The following is a 15436-nucleotide window of genomic DNA, read 5'->3' on the forward strand; positions in this document are numbered from 1 at the left end:
ATATGGATAAATTCGAGTTTCGCCGCGACCGTTACGAGACCTTCAGCAAATACCAGAACCCCTTGCTGAACCTGAGCGTCGTCGCGCGGCTGCCGGAGTTCCGGCACTATTGCAAGGCGCGGCAGTTGCAGCCGTTCCACTTCCTGCTGTACTGCCTCTACATGAGCGTGAAGGACATCGACAATTTCCTGTACCGGGAATTTGAAGGGGCGGTGATTAAGATTGACCGCTTCTACGGTGGCTATACGGTCATCAACCTGGATAACAACCTGAATTACGCCAAATTCGACATTTCGGAGGACCGCGCGGAATTCATTTCACGCAGCCTGGCGGCGGGCGTCGAGGCCCGCGCCACGCGGGAGTTCATCAATACGGGCCGCGACCTGCCGCTGCGGGAGCTTAAGAACAATATCTATACCACCTGCATGCCATGGCTCGACTTGCGGGCGATCGAGCACCCGATTTACGAATACAGGACTGCGGACGTGCCGCTGATTGCCTGGGGACGTTACAGCGAGCTTGATGGCGATACGATGACCGTTCCATTCAGCATCCAGGCCCACCACGGCTTTGTGGACGGCTATCACATCCATTTGCTGTTACAGCGGCTCGGCGAGCGGATTGCTCACGAAATGGCTTTTTGAACGTCGTTTGTCTTTGAAAAAGGCCCAGGCTTCTTCGGCGATCTCCACGTCGGCGCACTGGCGCCCCGGGAAGCGGCTGAACAGGCCGGGATAGCGCTTCTTTCGGCTGGGCTCTGCGTGTCCGCCGCCAATGATCTTCAACAGGACAACCTGCAGCGATCCGGTATGTGTTCCCCAGGCCTGCCGTACGGCGCTGCCCGCGCGGTCGAGGACGGGCTCTCCTTCCAGGCCCGCCAGCTTGCGCCAGTGTGCGGCAGTCGCTTCAATGCCGAGTGCCGGCGCCAGGAATCCAAGCGTGATGAACGACTTGCCGCCTTGGTAGGGGATGAACGGGTCGGCAGTGCCGGCAACGATCAGTGCAGACAGCGGCTGCTCGGACGGGCTGTAGTCGGCACGCTGCGGCATGGCCGCCAGCACCGCTGAAAACGCCGCCAACCGGGGCGCAAGCTCCGCGGCCAGGCGATAGGCCATCATGCCGCCCTTGGATACGCCGATCACGTAGACACGTTCGGGGTCCGCACCGTCTTCCGCAATGGCGCGATCGATCACCGCGCCGATGAAGCCCACGTCGTCGCATTTCGGGTTGCCCGCTATGCCGGCGAAGCCGTCGTTCCATGCGCGCTGTCCGCGCCCTTTGCTGCCGTCAGGTGCGACGACGATCACTTGCTCGCGCTCTGCGATTTCCAGCCAGACGGACAGCGGCGAGAAAGGGAAAGCAAGGCCCAGGACCTGTTCGGCGGAGGCGCCGCTGCCATGAAGGACCACTACCAGCGGGCGCTTTTCCGTTGCGTGCGCTGTCGGCATCGCCTTCAGGTAATGACGGGGCCCTTCCTGCCGCAATATGTGGACCCGCGTGACTGGCGCGATTGGCCCATCTTTCCGGTCGATGCCGATGAAGAAGGAGCGCAATGCCTGGCGGAGTCCCATGGATTATTTGACGCGCTGCTTTTCCAGCTTGCGCGCCAGCGTGCGGCGATGCATGCCCAGGCGGCGGGCGGCTTCCGAGATGTTGAAGTCGGTTTCTGCCAGCACTTTGTGGATGTGCTCCCACTCGAGCGTCTTGACGGAGGTCGAGCGGTTGGTCAGTTCGACGTCCGCTACGCCGGCTACATGCGAGAAAGCGGCTTCGATATCGTCGGTATTGGAAGGCTTGGCGAGGTACTGGCAGGCGCCCAGCTTGATGGCTTCAACTGCGGTGTTGATGCTGGCGAAGCCTGTGAGCACCACGATCAGCATGTCGGGCGAGTGGGTATTCAAAGCCTGCACGCAAGTCAAGCCGGAGGTATTGCCTTCCAGTTTGAGGTCGACCACGGCATGGGTCGGCGTGTGCTCCTTCAGCAAGGCATTGACTTCTTCCGGGTTCGCAGCGCGCAGCACGCTGTAGCCGCGGCGCTCGAAGGAGCGGGACAGGGTGCGCGCGAAGGCCGGGTCGTCTTCAACGATCAGGAGCAGGCGTTCAGTGCTCATTCTTGGGCTCCCATTCGAGGGCGATAGCGGTCAGCGGCAAGCGCAGTTCGACTACCGCGCCGCGCTCCAGGTTGCGGGCTTCGACCGTACCGCCCAGGGTGCGCGCCACGTTCACCACCAGGAACAGCCCGAGGCCGCTGCCGGGGCGGCCTTTGCTCGACTGGTATGGCTTGCCGAACTGCTCCAGCATGGCGGGCGCAAAGCCCGGGCCGCGGTCGCTCACCGCCAGTTTCAGTACATCGCCTTCGGTCGACACTGTCAGGGCGACCCATTGCGGAGACGCTTCCAGCGCGTTATCGAGCAGGTTGAAAATGGTCTGCTTCAGCGCAGACTCAAAGACTACCGGAATATCGTGAGCCAGCTGGTCGTCGTATTCGAAAGAGATCACCTGGCGGTTGGTGCGCCATTCGTCCAGCAGTTCGACGAGGAAGGCGCGCAGGGTGGTCTTGGCAGACGATTCGCCGCGCAGTTCGCCCGCCGACAACAGGATGCCGGTGACGATGGTCTTGCAGCGTTTGAGCTGGGTTTGCATTTCCAGGATTTCTTCCCGCAGCGACGGGTCTTGGGTAAATTCCGGCATGCGCAGCCAGTCGCCCAGCAGGACCGACATGGTGGCCATTGGCGTACCCAGTTCATGCGCCGCGCCGGATGCCAGGAGACCCATGCGCACGATGTGCTCTTCCTCCGCCGCACGCTGGCGCAAGTCGGCCAGGCGGGCGTCGCGCTCGCGCAGGTTGCCGGTAATGCGCTTGATCAGGATTACCAGCAGGCCGGCATTCAGCAGGAAGCAGATCAGCATGCCCTCGACATACAGGTGGGCGAAGTCGCCTGCGTTTTCCAGCAACTGGGGCAGGGGCAAGGAAAACAGGGCCAAGCCGCCCAGGCAGGCAGCGGTAATGGCGACGGTGGTCCAGGCGGCCCAGGCGTCCAGCAGCACGGCCGACAGGATCACCTGCAGCAGGTAGAGGAAGGCGAAAGGGTTGGTGGTGCCGCCGCTGAAATGCAGCTGCGCGGTCAGGCTGGCCACATCGACCAGCAGCGCCAGGAACATCTCATTATTGGTGACGATGGGATTCTCATGCCAGCGCAGGTGGCTGCCGATGTTGAAGGCGATCAGGCAGGCCAGGACGCTGAGCATCTGGGGAAGGGGCAGGTGCAGGCCCATGCCGAGCGTGACGCCGGCAATGGTCGTAATTTGGCCCAGCACCGCGATCCAGCGCAGCCGGATCAGGTACAGCATGTTTTTGTGGCCGGCAGTCTCGCTGGCGCCAGTCGCAATGGTCAGCGACCTCATTCCACCCCAGTCCGGCGTTTGTTCCGTTTGATTTGCCATGAGAATCCAATGATCATCAACGCAAGAGCATACCAAGTCAATGCATAGACAAGGTGATTATCGTTGAAAGCGATCACGGTCAGGCCGCCGATTGGCTGTCCGGCCTCCGGCGCCGGGCTGGCGTCGGCATCGATGAAGTAGGGCGCCACCTGGCCCAGGCCACGTGCAGTGGCAATGGCCTGCACGTCGCGCGAGTACCAGCGCTCGTTGCCCGGATCATTCTTGCGCAGGACGCGGCCGACCGGCTCGCTCATGCGCAGAAGGCCCGTCACCACGGCCGGACGGGCGGCGGCGGCTTCGCCAGCCTTGCGGTCCGGCACGAAGCCGCAGTTGACCAGGATGATGTCGCCGGAAGCGGTCTGCAGGGGCGTCATGACCCAGAAACCCAGGCCATGGGCGGTGGAGGCTTGCACCAGGGTGCTGCGGTCCAGCAGCAGGGTGCCGCTGGCCTCGATATGCAGGTATTCGGAACTGTCGGCCGAGATGAACGGCCATTTGCCCCGCACGGGGGCCGGCGCTGGCGCCGCGTGGACGCGCTGGTTCACGCGCTCGATCAGTGCATGCTTCCATTGCATGCGGTACAGCTGCCAGGTGCCGAGCGCCAGGAAAGCTAAAGAGGCTAACGCGATCCCGGCGGCCCAGAACAGGCGCGCCCGCGAGCTTGCGGGGCGCGCCATGGTTACGACATGTCGTGCATTTGCTGCACGGCGGCGCCAGGGGCGGCAGGAGCCATGCCCGGCATCATGTTGTGGTCAAGGTGGAACATGACCCAGATGGAGCCGACCAGGACGATGGTCACCAGCATGATGGTGAAGATCAGGGCCAGCATGGTCCAGCCGCCTTCGGAGCGGGAGTTCATATGCAGGAAGTAGACCATGTGAACCACGATCTGCACTGCTGCGAAGCCGAGGACCACAAAGGCGGTAGTGCTCGAATCCTTGATCACGTGGCCCATCACGAGCCAGAACGGGATCGCCGTCAGGATCACCGACAGGATGAAGCCGATGGCATAGGTTTTCATGCTGCCGTGGTCATGGCCGCCGTCGTGCGCGCCGTGGCCGTGTTCGTGGTGTGCGCTCATGGCAGGACTCCCATCAGGTAGACAAAGGTGAAGACGCCGATCCAGATCACGTCCAGGAAGTGCCAGAACATCGAGAGGCACATCAGGCGGCGGGTATTGGCTTCGGTCAGGCCGTGGCGGTTCAGCTGGAACATCAAGGTGACCAGCCAGATCGCGCCAAAGGTCACGTGCAGGCCGTGGGTGCCGACCAGCGCGAAGAACGAGGTCAGGAAAGCGCTGCGCTGCGGGCCGGCGCCTTCATGGATCAGGTGCGCGAATTCGGTCAGTTCCAGGCCCAGGAAGGCCAGGCCGAACAGGCCGGTGACACCCAGCCAGAGCAGGGTGGTGCCCAGCTTCTTGCGCTGCGAAGCGATCATGGCGAAGCCGTAGGTGATCGACGACAGCAGCAGGAAGGCGGTATTCAGCGCCACGGTCGGCAGGTCGAACAGCTCGGCGCCGGACGGACCGCCGGCGTAGTGGCGGCCCAGCACCGCGTACGCGATGAACAGCACGGCGAAGATGAGGCAGTCGCTCATCAGGTAGAGCCAGAAGCCGAGCAGGGTGCCGTTTTCCGGATGGTGGTCGCGGACATGGAACAGCATGTCCTCTTTCGCAGCACCGTGAGCTGCGTGGTCAAGTACGAGATCAGACATTGGCTGCCTCCAGGATGCGGGTGCGCTCGGCTTCGGTCACAATGACTTCCTCTGCCGGGATGTAGTAATCGCGCTTGTAGTTGAAGGTGTGGATGATCGCGGCGGCGACAGTCGCTGCCAGGCCGAGGGCGGCCAGGATCCACATATTCCAGACCAGGGCGAAGCCGGTGGCGGCGCTCAGGCCGGCGATGACGAAACCGGCAGCGGTGTTCTTCGGCATGTGGATAGGGATGAAGCCATCCACAGGACGTAGGTAGTTACGGCGCTTCATGTCAGTCCAGGTGTCGTTGTCGTACACACGCGGGGTGAACGCGAAGTTGTAGTCAGGCGGTGGCGAAGAAGTCGACCACTCCAGGGTACGGCCATCCCACGGGTCGCCGGTCACGTCGCGCAGTGCGTTGCGGCGGCGGTAGGAGACGTAGAACTGCACCAGCATGGCACCGATACCGCCAGCGATCAGCACAGCGCCGGCGGCCGCGATCTGGAACCAGATCTGCAGGGTAGGGTCTTCGAAGTGGCTCATGCGGCGGGTCACGCCCATCAGGCCCAGCACGTACAGCGGCATGAAGGCGAGGTAGAAGCCGACCACCCAGCACCAGAAGGAGACTTTGCCCCAGAACACGTCCAGCTTGTAGCCGAAGGCTTTCGGGAACCAGTAGTTAATCGCAGCGAACACGCCGAACACCACGCCGCCGATGATCACGTTGTGGAAGTGGGCGATCAGGAACAGGGAGTTGTGCAGCACGAAGTCCGCAGGCGGAACGGCCAGCAGCACGCCGGTCATGCCACCGATAACGAAGGTGATCATGAAGGCGATGGTCCACATCATCGGCAGTTCAAAGCGGATGCGGCCGCGGTACATGGTGAACAGCCAGTTGAAGATCTTGGCGCCAGTCGGGATCGAGATGATCATCGTGGTGATGCCGAAGAAGGAGTTCACGCTGGCGCCGGAGCCCATGGTGAAGAAGTGGTGCAGCCATACCAGGTAGGACAGGATGGTGATCACCACGGTGGCGTACACCATCGAGGTGTAGCCGAACAGGCGCTTGCCGGAGAAGGTGGACACGATCTCGGAGAACACGCCGAACACCGGCAGAACCAGGATGTAGACCTCAGGGTGGCCCCAGATCCAGATCAGGTTCACGTACAGCATGGAGTTGCCGCCGAGGTCATTGGTGAAGAAGTGGGTGCCGAAGGTACGGTCCAGGGACAGCATGGCCAGCACGGCGGTCAGCACCGGGAAGGTGACGACGATCAGCACGTTGGTGCACAGCGAGGTCCAGGTGAAGACCGGCATCTTCATCAGCTTCATGCCTGGCGCGCGCATCTTGACGATGGTCGCGATCAGGTTGACCCCTGATAGCAGCGTCCCGACACCCGCCACCTGCAATGACCAGATGTAGTAGTCCACGCCGACATCAGGCGACGCCAGGATGCCCGACAGGGGAGGGTAGGCCAGCCAGCCGGTACGCGCGTATTCACCCACGAACAGCGAGACCATGGTCAGGCCGCCGCCGAATGCGGTCATCCAGAAGGAGAAGTTGTTCAGGAACGGGAAAGCCACGTCGCGCGCGCCGATCTGCAGCGGCACCACGTAGTTCATCAGGCCGGTCACGAAAGGCATCGCCACGAAGAAGATCATGATCACGCCGTGGGCGGTGAAGATCTGGTCGTAGTGGTGCGGCGGCAGGTAGCCGGTAGCATCGCCGAAAGCGATCGCCTGTTGCATGCGCATCATCAGCGCGTCGGCAAAGCCGCGCAGCAGCATCACGAGGCCCAGCACCATGTACATGATGCCGATCTTCTTGTGGTCGATGCTGGTGATCCAGTCGCGCCACAGCGGGCCCCACAGGCGGTATTTGGTCATGGCGCCCATGACGGCCAGGCCGCCCAGGACCACCATGGCGAAGGTGGCCACCAGGATCGGCTCATGGTAAGGGATTGCTTCCCAGCTCAGCCGGCCCAGCAGCGGGTGCAGGTTGGTTTGGTTTTCCATATTCAGTTCTTGCGGGCAGTAGATTCGAGGGCCAGCTTTTCGCTAGGCGTGCAAAGGCGTGCTTCCATTTCCTTCTTGGCGATGTCGGCCTTCACGCGGGCGGCATCGGCAGCCATGGTCTGGTTGGCGCAGACGGAGCCTTCGGCGACGCAGCGGTTGATGATCGCGGAGTACAGCTCGTCGGTCACGGTGCCGTAGTGGCGAACCGGTTCGCGCTCGCTTGGCTTTTCGAGGGCCAGGTATTCGTTGCGGGTCAGGCTGCCGGTTTCGGCCTTGGTCTTGGCGACCCAGGCGTCGAAGTCCGCGCTCGACATGCCGTGGTACTTGAAGCGCATATGCGAGAAGCCCGCGCCGCTGTAGTTGGCGGAGAAACCGTCATAGGTACCTGGCTTGTTCAGCACTGCGTTCAGGGTAGTGTCCATGCCCGGCATCGCGTAGATCTGGCCGGCCAGTGCAGGGATATAGAACGAGTTCATCACGGTGGACGCGGTGATCTTGAAGCGAATCGGGGTGTCGACCGGGGTCACCAGTTCGTTGACGGTGGCGATGCCCTGTTCCGGATAGATGAACAGCCATTTCCAGTCCAGCGCCACCACTTGCACTTCCAGCGGCTTGTGGTTGGCGGCCAGCGGACGCTTTTCATCGATGCGGCTGAGCGGACGGTACGGGTCCAGCAGGTGAGTGCTGATCCAGGTCAGCAGGCCGAGCACGATGATGATCATCAGCGGAGCGCCCCAGATCACCAGCTCGAGCTGGGTCGAGTGGTCCCAATCCGGGGTGTACTTGGCCTGGGTGTTGCCTTTGCGATAACGCCAGGCGAACAGCACCGTCAGCGCGATCACCGGTACGATGATCAGCAACATCAGCAGGGTTGAGATGGTTACCAGGTGCGCCTGTTGCGAAGCTACATCGCCGGCAGGGTTCATCACGATGGTATTACAGCCGCTAAGGCAGACGGCCAAAAGGAGAAGCAGTATGATAGGCATGCGCAAAAATCAATGTTCTGGATCAAGTTTCTTGATACTGTAAAGAAACTGGACAAGAGGCGCGATTGGACATATTGTCCTACCAGCAGGCTAGATAACAGTAATAAGCGCCGGTGATATCTCTCGCTCGGCGTGTAATAGGAGACAAGTACCATGCAAAGCCTGACCGCAGACGCCCACGGTATTCCGATGCGGCCTACTGATTCCTCCCATGAACGCATTGCTCCCGGTGAAATCGCCGTGGGTGTCGTCATTGGCAGGGCATCCGAGTATTTCGACTTTTTCACCTATGCCATTGCCTCCGTGCTGGTGTTCCCGAGCGTGTTCTTCCCCTTCGCATCCAAGCTGGACGGGATGCTGTACTCCTTTGTGATTTTCTCCTTTGCGTTTTTGGCAAGGCCATTGGGTACGGCCACGTTCATGGCGATCCAGTCACGGTTCGGGCGCGAGACCAAATTGACGCTGGCGCTGTTCATGCTGGGCGCTTCGACGGCCGGCATGGCATTCCTGCCAACGTATGCGCAGGGCGGCCTCGGTGCGCTGGCCATGCTGGCCATGCTGCGCTTCGGGCAGGGCATTGCGCTGGGCGGCTCCTGGGATGGCTTGCCGTCGCTGCTGGCCCTGAATGCACCGAAGGAAAAGCGCGGCTGGTATGCGATGCTGGGCCAGCTCGGTGCGCCGACCGGTTTCATCATCGCGGCGGGGCTGTTCTCCATCCTGCTGTCCAGCCTCGCTTCGGAAGACTTCCTTGACTGGGGCTGGCGCTATCCGTTCTACGTCGCGTTTGCGATCAACGTGGTGGCGCTGTTTGCGCGCCTGCGCCTGGTGTCCACCAATGAATATGCCCGCCTGCTGGAAGAGCGCGAGCTGCAGCCTACCGACGTTGGCGAGCTGTTCAAGTCCCAAGGCCGCAATGTGGTGATCGGCGCGCTGGCAGCGCTGGCCAGCTACGCACTGTTCCACCTGGTGACCGTGTTCCCGCTGTCGTGGATTACGCTGTATTCGGAGCGCTCGGTCAGTGAATTCCTGGTGATCCAGATTGTGGGCGCCTTCCTGGCGGCGGGCTGCATCGTCGCTTCCGGCTGGATTGCCGACCGCATCGGCCGCCGCAAGACCCTGGGCTCGCTGGCAGTGATGATCGGCGTGTTCAGCGGCTTCGTGCCCTTGCTGATGCAGGGCGGCGACGTCGGTCAGACCGTGTTCATCATCATCGGCTTTGCGCTGCTGGGTCTGTCTTACGGCCAGGCTGCCGGCGCCGTGACTGCCAATTTCGAGTCCCGCTTCCGCTACAGCGGCGCTGCACTGACATCGGACTTGGCCTGGCTGGTCGGCGCCGCCTTTGCACCGCTGGTCGCGCTTGGCCTGTCGGCCCATTTCGGCCTGGCCTATGTCAGCCTCTACCTGCTGTCCGGCGCCGCCGGCTCGCTCGCCGCCCTCAGCCTCAACCGCGCCCTCGAGATCAAGGATTGAAAAAGGGGACGTAACGCTTTTTGCTGAAAAAGGGGACGTAACACATTTAGGTAGTTCCCTTTTTCGGCCGGCCTCGTTGCCCAGGCGGAAGGCGGCCGGCCAATGCCGCGCCAAGCTCCAACTCGGAGCTTGGATCTCCAATGATGTGATTGGAGTTTGTCGCGCACCGAATCAAATTGGTGGCGATTTCGTTGGATGCTCCTGCTACGAGTTCGCGATAGGCAGCGCGGCGTTCAGCGTCATTTGATCCCAGGGATAGGTAATGTACATGCTGGGCGATGCAGGAGTTCTCGCTTCCTTCCGCATTCGCCCGGTAGCTCGACCATCTATATTCGCGGGGATGCTCGACAATTCCAGCCCGTACCGGATTGAGTTCGATATAGCGCATGCAGGTGAGAAAATAGTCCGGGTCAAGTATGAGGCAGGACTTGAACCGCCCCTCCCATAGCGTGCCAGTCCGTTCGTGGCATTTGTTAATATGCGCTACGAAGCGCTGGTTCAGGCTTTTCATCAGATGCGCCAACGCATCCCGTTCATGTGGTGTGGCGGCAATGTGCACATGGTTATGCATGAGCACGTAAGCATGAACCTCACATCCGAATTTTGTTGCAAAAAATTCAAGCCAGTGCAAGTAGTATTCGAAATCCTCTTCCTCAAGGAAGCAGGCGCGCCGATTGTGCCCACGCTGAATCAAGTGGACTGGAACGCGGGGAATCACAATGCGGGCGCGGCGTGGCATGCTGCCAGTATGGCTCGCTGTGACTATTTGCCATTGAGGCAACGCAATAGCGCCGCCAAAACGACCAAAAAGGGGTACGTCCCCTTTTTTAAAGTAGCTTTTGCCCCGTATTCCGTTTATACTCCCGTGTCTGGCCTTCCGGCTGGATTTTTAATTAACGTAATTCACGATGTTCAGGGTTGCAAGACTCAGTTCATCGCATGTGAAAGGTAAGAAAATGACCGTTGAAAACATCAACAAGTCGGCCATCATCGCCGACAACGCTCGTGGCCAAAACGACACCGGCTCCCCAGAAGTGCAAGTTGCTCTGCTGACCGCACGCATCAACGAACTGAACACCCACTTCAAAGAGCACACCAAAGATCACCACTCCCGTCGTGGCCTGATCAAGATGGTTAACCGTCGTAAGTCCCTGCTGTCCTACCTGAAGAACAAAGACGCAAACCGTTACCGCGACCTGATCGCTAAACTCGGCCTGCGTAAGTAATTCTTGCGTATCCAGGTTTAAACGAGAAATGCCTGCGCCAGTTCGCTGCCGCAGGCATTTTGGTTTTTTAGACCGTTAGTTTTATTGCAGTAAAGCAGTAAAGTAGTAAGGCGGCCACTGGCCGTCCGTGGTGAGGTGCTACGACAGCTCCTGAAAATCTGTCGGCTAAAGAGAAAGAGGGATAAACCCATGTTTAACAAAGTAACGAAGACCTTCCAGTACGGCCAACACACCGTGACGCTGGAAACCGGCGAAATCGCTCGCCAGGCATCCGGCGCGGTAATGGTATCGATGGATGACACCGTCGTACTGGCAACCGTGGTGGCGCGTAAAGACGCAAAACCAGGCCAGGACTTCTTCCCACTGACCGTCGACTACCTCGAAAAGACCTACGCAGCGGGCAAAATCCCTGGTGGCTTCTTCAAGCGCGAAGGCCGTCCTTCTGAAAAAGAAACCCTGACTTCCCGCCTGATCGACCGTCCGATCCGTCCTCTGTTCCCAGAGGGCTACATGAACGAAGTCCAGGTGATCGTGCACGTGCTGTCCGTGAATCCTGAGATCGATCCGGACATCGCATCGATGATCGGCGCCTCCGCCGCCCTGTGCGTGGCTGGCGTGCCATTCAACGGCCCAATCGGCGCAGCGCGCGTCGGCTACAAGAACGGCCAGTACATCCTGAACCCAACCGCCACCCAGCTGAAAGACTCGCAGATGGACCTGGTGGTTGCCGGTACCGAATCCGCCGTGCTGATGGTGGAATCCGAAGCGCAGCAGCTGTCCGAAGAAGTCATGCTTGGCGCCGTGGTCTACGGCCACGAACAAATGAAGGCCGTTATCGACGCGATCCATGAACTGGTGCGCGACGGCGGCAAGCCAGAGCAGCAGTGGACTCCACCTGCCAAGAACGAAGCCCTGATCGCCAAGGTGGCCCAGTTCGCAGAAGCGAAGATCAACGCCGCTTACCAGACCAAGGACAAGCAAGCCCGCACCGACAAGCTGCGTGCAATGTCGACCGAAGTGCTGGCCGACCTGGCTGCCGACGCAGCCGCCAGCGGCGTGGACGCTCCTGATTCGGTCGAAGTTGGCAACATTCTGTTCGAAATGGAAGCGAAAGTTGTTCGTTCCCAGATCCTGCAAGGCGAGCCACGTATCGACGGCCGCGACACCAAGACCGTGCGTCCGATCTCGATCCGCACCTCCGTGCTGCCACGCACCCACGGTTCCGCACTGTTCACCCGCGGCGAAACCCAGGCACTGGTCGTAGCGACCCTGGGCACCGCCCGCGATTCGCAGAAGATCGACGCGCTGATGGGCGAGTACACCGACGACTTCATGCTGCACTACAACATGCCTCCGTTCGCCACCGGCGAAACCGGCCGTGTTGGCACGCCTAAGCGCCGCGAAATCGGCCACGGCCGCCTGGCCAAGCGTGCACTGGTTGCCGCACTGCCGTCGCAGGAAGAGTTCTCCTATTCCGTGCGCCTGGTGTCGGAAATCACTGAATCGAACGGTTCCTCGTCGATGGCTTCCGTCTGCGGCGGCTGCCTGGCACTGATGGACGCCGGCGTGCCGATGAAAGCACACGTGGCCGGTATCGCCATGGGCCTGATCAAGGAAGGTGGCCGCTTCGCCGTGCTGTCCGACATCCTGGGCGACGAAGACCACCTGGGCGATATGGACTTCAAGGTAGCTGGTACCGCCAACGGCATTACCGCGCTGCAGATGGACATCAAGATCCAGGGCATCACCAAGGAAATCATGCAGGTTGCACTGGCACAGGCTAAAGAAGGCCGCCAGCACATCCTGGGCGAAATGCAGAAAGCCATGCCGCACGTGAAGACCGAGCTGTCGGACTTCGCACCACGCCTGATCACCATCAAGATCAACCCAGAGAAGATCCGTGATGTGATCGGCAAAGGCGGCGCCGTGATCCGCGCGCTGACCGAAGAAACCGGCACCCAGATCGACATCAGCGATGACGGCATCGTCACCATCGCTTCCGTCGACGCAGCTGCCGGCCAGGAAGCCAAGCGCCGTATCGAAGAACTGACCGCTTCCGTGGAAGTGGGCAAGACCTACGACGGCACCGTGCTGAAGCTGTTGGACTTCGGCGCCATCGTCCAGGTCATGCCTGGCAAGGACGGCCTGCTGCACATCTCCCAGATCGCCAACGAGCGTGTGAACGCCGTTGCCGACTACCTGAAAGAAGGCCAGCAAGTGCGCGTGAAGGTCCTGGAGACCGACGAGCGCGGCCGCCTGAAGCTGTCGATGAAAGCTGCCGCTGAAGAAGCTGCTGCCGCTGCACAGTAATCAGCCAAGCTGAAACACGAAGCCGCCGGTGCGAAAGCCCGGCGGCTTTTTTATTGCGTTGTATTTTGATAGCTTGTGAAGATTCGAGAGATTCAAACGCCTGGATTGAGCGCATGATGCTGCTCGGCCAATATTGCGCCCCTCACCAATGGAGACCTTGAGTTCATGCGTTACGTGTTCGCACTTCTTGCTTCCTTTATCCTCGCCGGCTGCGCCACTACCACAACCAGATTACCAGTCGAAAACCTGGCCGTATCGGCGAAAGCGCCAGTTGAAGACCTGCGTCCGGCGGCTGAAGGCACGCGCGAGATTTTCAGCCTGATGATCACCAGCGACCAGTATGGCTACGCACGCCTGGCCCAGGAGATCACGGATCCCACTGGTGCTCGCCTGTTCTCCCATCGCCTGCAAGAGAAATTCGCATCCACCTCCGTACCGCAGACCAAGCTGTATCACTTTGCCGTCTACCTGAATAACCGTAGTGAACTGCGCAAGGTAGCGCTGGGCGCCGGCTTTGGTGGCCTGATTGGCGCCGCGATCATGAGCAATAATGTTGTGCGTGAAGGCGATGTTGTTCACACCATGGTCAATGAAGAGGCATTCAATGCGCTGTCCGGCGACAAGGAATACCAGCGCGCGTTCTACACGGAATTGGAACTGAAGCAGGGCACTTCCGCGTTCGTGATTTACATCGAGTCCGAAGCGGATGGTCAGCGCCGCTTTACCCGCACGGTATCGCCGATCAAGCCAGCGCAACCTGGCGAAAAGATTCCATTGCATCAGGCGATGGAAGCTGCGATCCAGTTCCACCTGAAATCCTAAGTTGCCGCGCTTAGGCATGTAAAGCCAGAAGCCGCCGGTGCGCAAGCCCGGCGGTTTTTTTTATGGATTATGCTGTATAAAAATACAGTATAAAATAGTGGTTCATTTAACTCTTGGAATTGCGAAATGTCCGACCTCGATGCCTATCTCTCCAAACATTTTCTGAAATCGGGCGAGATGGCTGCGTCATGCCAGCTTTCCGAAGAGGCTTTTCGTAACCTGGTGTATGACCGGCTGATCCCTGGACCTTCGTATGTTGTGACGGAGACCTCGCGGCTGAAGTCTTATGTGTTTGGTGATATGCCGGCTGGCTACGCGCAAGACGGCGAGTACTTTCATCCAGCCACGGCAGCGTGGGTGAAACGGGCGCAGGCAGTCATCGCCGAGGTTGGACGCGAGCGCGCCTACGAAGTGCTGAAGCAGCAGTTTGAACTGAACTTCCAGGCTGCCCTGGCTGCTGCGAACGAATCGACCTGGCGCATGGCAGACAGCTTCGCCGACGATGGCGCGGTAATGGAAGAGGGCATGCGCAGGCGCCTGGATTCCGTCTGGACCCACTTCCTGCAGGGCACGTTCGGGCTGTGCGTAGCCAATCCGGTGTCCGAACAGGACATCGCGCGGAAGGAAGTGCTGCAGGAAAAACTCACCGCGCTCAGCGCCAACGGAGCCCGCACCGACTTCGCGCCCGACGAAGTGCCAGCCATGCTCGAACTGATTGAAGCGTTCGCGCAAAGTGCGATGCCATTTTCTCCCGTTGAATTCCCAATGAGCAGCCGCAAACGCCTGGTGGACGATTTGTCGGCAAGGCTCGTGACTATTCGGGAGGATTGACTGGCGTTTTGCAAGCTATGATGCAGGATTGCGCTGCCTGCCGCTGCATGGCGCAAATTCCACTGGCTGCTTGCCGCTTTTTACGGCGCGATGGCTGCCTGGAGCCTGGCCGTTGTATATCTATTGGGTGGGATGTCGCCAACCATCAGGATCGTCAGTTCCCTGGCCTCATGGGTTCTGTTCTTCGCAATCGCCACCCGCTCACTGCGCGGTAAGCGTGAGTGAGCGTTAGTTTTGGAGAGTTTTAGAGGGCGTTCCGCAAGATATGATTGATGAGTTTTGACAACTTATCTTGCGGAGTACAAATGAACCCCTACACGCCTCCAGCAGCAGACGTCGCACTCGAACATAGCGTTCCCGAGGTGCCAGATGAAGTCCTGAAAAAGATCAAAGGCGCGTGGGTGGCCGGCATCATTTCGGGCGTCGTAACGTTCCTGTTCACACTTGCCGCGCTCAATGGCGCAAAGGCAGCAGGATTCAACGCGTGGAACTTCATCGACGTGGTCCTGATTGTTGAATTGCACCGAAAACTGACCCACCATCCCCACAAATTTGCATCTGAATCTGACCCACGTTGGTAGCACAATCCCACCTGTCTTATCGGCAGGAGATCGGAGTGATCGACGTGGCATTGCTAG

General features: G+C 60.1%; 16 protein-coding genes. 7 read left to right on the forward strand and 9 right to left on the reverse strand.

Annotated features, from left to right (window positions below; genetic code table 11):
• Window positions 1-2 precede the first annotated feature (2 nt).
• Complete coding sequence (locus GM658_RS21565) at window positions 3-644, forward strand: CatA-like O-acetyltransferase (protein WP_155456115.1); 642 nt, start codon at window positions 3-5, stop codon at window positions 642-644.
• Here GM658_RS21565 and GM658_RS21570 read toward each other — a convergent pair.
• From GM658_RS21570 to cyoA, 8 genes are read right to left on the reverse strand one after another with little or no spacing between them, the layout of a single operon-like run.
• Window positions 600-1571, reverse strand: a complete 972-nt coding sequence (locus GM658_RS21570) for a CE1 family esterase (RefSeq protein ID WP_155456116.1) — start codon at window positions 1569-1571, stop codon at window positions 600-602. The genes GM658_RS21565 and GM658_RS21570 overlap by 45 nt on opposite strands.
• 3 nt (window positions 1572-1574) lie before the next feature.
• On the reverse strand, window positions 1575-2111 hold the full coding sequence (locus GM658_RS21575; RefSeq protein ID WP_155456117.1) for a response regulator transcription factor: 537 nt from the start codon (window positions 2109-2111) through the stop codon (window positions 1575-1577).
• On the reverse strand, window positions 2101-3405 hold the full coding sequence (locus GM658_RS21580; protein ID WP_229417009.1) for an ATP-binding protein: 1305 nt from the start codon (window positions 3403-3405) through the stop codon (window positions 2101-2103). The genes GM658_RS21575 and GM658_RS21580 overlap by 11 nt, the downstream gene beginning before the upstream one ends.
• A complete protein-coding gene (locus GM658_RS21585; RefSeq protein WP_155456119.1) occupies window positions 3402-4121 on the reverse strand; it encodes an SURF1 family protein in 720 nt (239 codons plus the stop codon). Before GM658_RS21585 ends, GM658_RS21580 begins: the two co-directional genes overlap by 4 nt.
• A gap of 2 nt (window positions 4122-4123) precedes the next feature.
• Window positions 4124-4525, reverse strand: a complete 402-nt coding sequence (cyoD, locus tag GM658_RS21590) for a cytochrome o ubiquinol oxidase subunit IV (RefSeq protein ID WP_155456120.1) — start codon at window positions 4523-4525, stop codon at window positions 4124-4126.
• Entirely contained in the window at window positions 4522-5106 is a 585-nt protein-coding gene (cyoC, locus tag GM658_RS21595; RefSeq protein WP_371865209.1) for a cytochrome o ubiquinol oxidase subunit III, read from the reverse strand. Before cyoC ends, cyoD begins: the two co-directional genes overlap by 4 nt.
• 43 nt (window positions 5107-5149) lie before the next feature.
• Window positions 5150-7153: a cytochrome o ubiquinol oxidase subunit I gene (gene cyoB, locus GM658_RS21600; RefSeq protein WP_155456122.1), complete on the reverse strand. Its 2004-nt coding sequence runs from the start codon at window positions 7151-7153 to the stop codon at window positions 5150-5152.
• A gap of 2 nt (window positions 7154-7155) precedes the next feature.
• A complete protein-coding gene (cyoA, locus tag GM658_RS21605) occupies window positions 7156-8139 on the reverse strand; it encodes a ubiquinol oxidase subunit II (protein ID WP_155456123.1) in 984 nt (327 codons plus the stop codon).
• A gap of 153 nt (window positions 8140-8292) precedes the next feature.
• Between cyoA and GM658_RS21610 the strand changes: the two genes are divergently transcribed.
• On the forward strand, window positions 8293-9609 hold the full coding sequence (locus GM658_RS21610) for an MFS transporter (protein WP_155456124.1): 1317 nt from the start codon (window positions 8293-8295) through the stop codon (window positions 9607-9609).
• Between the two features lie 46 nt (window positions 9610-9655).
• Here GM658_RS21610 and GM658_RS21615 read toward each other — a convergent pair whose 3' ends face one another.
• A complete protein-coding gene (locus tag GM658_RS21615; protein ID WP_155456125.1) occupies window positions 9656-10348 on the reverse strand; it encodes a transposase in 693 nt (230 codons plus the stop codon).
• Between the two features lie 217 nt (window positions 10349-10565).
• On the opposite strand from GM658_RS21615, the gene rpsO reads away from it, so the two are divergent.
• The 5 genes from rpsO (at window position 10566) to GM658_RS21640 (ending at window position 15379) form a co-directional block, all read left to right on the forward strand.
• Window positions 10566-10835 carry a 30S ribosomal protein S15 gene (gene rpsO / locus GM658_RS21620; protein ID WP_130311226.1) on the forward strand — a complete coding sequence of 90 codons (270 nt, stop codon included), beginning with the start codon at window positions 10566-10568 and terminating at the stop codon, window positions 10833-10835.
• A 189-nt stretch (window positions 10836-11024) separates the two neighbouring features.
• On the forward strand, window positions 11025-13145 hold the full coding sequence (pnp, locus tag GM658_RS21625; protein ID WP_155456126.1) for a polyribonucleotide nucleotidyltransferase: 2121 nt from the start codon (window positions 11025-11027) through the stop codon (window positions 13143-13145).
• 165 nt (window positions 13146-13310) lie between these two features.
• Window positions 13311-13967 carry a hypothetical protein gene (locus GM658_RS21630; protein ID WP_155456127.1) on the forward strand — a complete coding sequence of 219 codons (657 nt, stop codon included), beginning with the start codon at window positions 13311-13313 and terminating at the stop codon, window positions 13965-13967.
• A 126-nt stretch (window positions 13968-14093) separates the two neighbouring features.
• Window positions 14094-14798: a DUF6058 family natural product biosynthesis protein gene (locus GM658_RS21635; RefSeq protein ID WP_155456128.1), complete on the forward strand. Its 705-nt coding sequence runs from the start codon at window positions 14094-14096 to the stop codon at window positions 14796-14798.
• A gap of 305 nt (window positions 14799-15103) precedes the next feature.
• Window positions 15104-15379 (forward strand): hypothetical protein, encoded by a 276-nt coding sequence (locus tag GM658_RS21640; protein ID WP_155456129.1) that lies wholly within the window; start codon window positions 15104-15106, stop codon window positions 15377-15379.
• Window positions 15380-15436: the final 57 nt, after the last annotated feature.

The organism is Massilia eburnea (genome assembly GCF_009720745.1).
In the GTDB taxonomy this organism is placed as follows: domain Bacteria; phylum Pseudomonadota; class Gammaproteobacteria; order Burkholderiales; family Burkholderiaceae_D; genus Rugamonas; species Rugamonas eburnea.

Coding starts and splice junctions, on each gene's coding strand:
- cyoD (WP_155456120.1), bottom strand. CDS start 4,525: ATGAGCGCACACCACGAACACGGCCACGGCGCGCACGACGGCGGCCAT.
- rpsO (WP_130311226.1), top strand. CDS start 10,566: ATGACCGTTGAAAACATCAACAAGTCGGCCATCATCGCCGACAACGCT.
- GM658_RS21575 (WP_155456117.1), bottom strand. CDS start 2,111: ATGAGCACTGAACGCCTGCTCCTGATCGTTGAAGACGACCCGGCCTTC.
- cyoC (WP_371865209.1), bottom strand. CDS start 5,106: ATGCTGTTCCATGTCCGCGACCACCATCCGGAAAACGGCACCCTGCTC.
- GM658_RS21635 (WP_155456128.1), top strand. CDS start 14,094: ATGTCCGACCTCGATGCCTATCTCTCCAAACATTTTCTGAAATCGGGC.
- cyoA (WP_155456123.1), bottom strand. CDS start 8,139: ATGCCTATCATACTGCTTCTCCTTTTGGCCGTCTGCCTTAGCGGCTGT.
- GM658_RS21565 (WP_155456115.1), top strand. CDS start 3: ATGGATAAATTCGAGTTTCGCCGCGACCGTTACGAGACCTTCAGCAAA.
- GM658_RS21630 (WP_155456127.1), top strand. CDS start 13,311: ATGCGTTACGTGTTCGCACTTCTTGCTTCCTTTATCCTCGCCGGCTGC.
- GM658_RS21570 (WP_155456116.1), bottom strand. CDS start 1,571: ATGGGACTCCGCCAGGCATTGCGCTCCTTCTTCATCGGCATCGACCGG.
- GM658_RS21610 (WP_155456124.1), top strand. CDS start 8,293: ATGCAAAGCCTGACCGCAGACGCCCACGGTATTCCGATGCGGCCTACT.
- GM658_RS21580 (WP_229417009.1), bottom strand. CDS start 3,405: ATGAGGTCGCTGACCATTGCGACTGGCGCCAGCGAGACTGCCGGCCAC.
- GM658_RS21615 (WP_155456125.1), bottom strand. CDS start 10,348: ATGCCACGCCGCGCCCGCATTGTGATTCCCCGCGTTCCAGTCCACTTG.
- cyoB (WP_155456122.1), bottom strand. CDS start 7,153: ATGGAAAACCAAACCAACCTGCACCCGCTGCTGGGCCGGCTGAGCTGG.
- GM658_RS21585 (WP_155456119.1), bottom strand. CDS start 4,121: ATGGCGCGCCCCGCAAGCTCGCGGGCGCGCCTGTTCTGGGCCGCCGGG.
- GM658_RS21640 (WP_155456129.1), top strand. CDS start 15,104: ATGAACCCCTACACGCCTCCAGCAGCAGACGTCGCACTCGAACATAGC.
- pnp (WP_155456126.1), top strand. CDS start 11,025: ATGTTTAACAAAGTAACGAAGACCTTCCAGTACGGCCAACACACCGTG.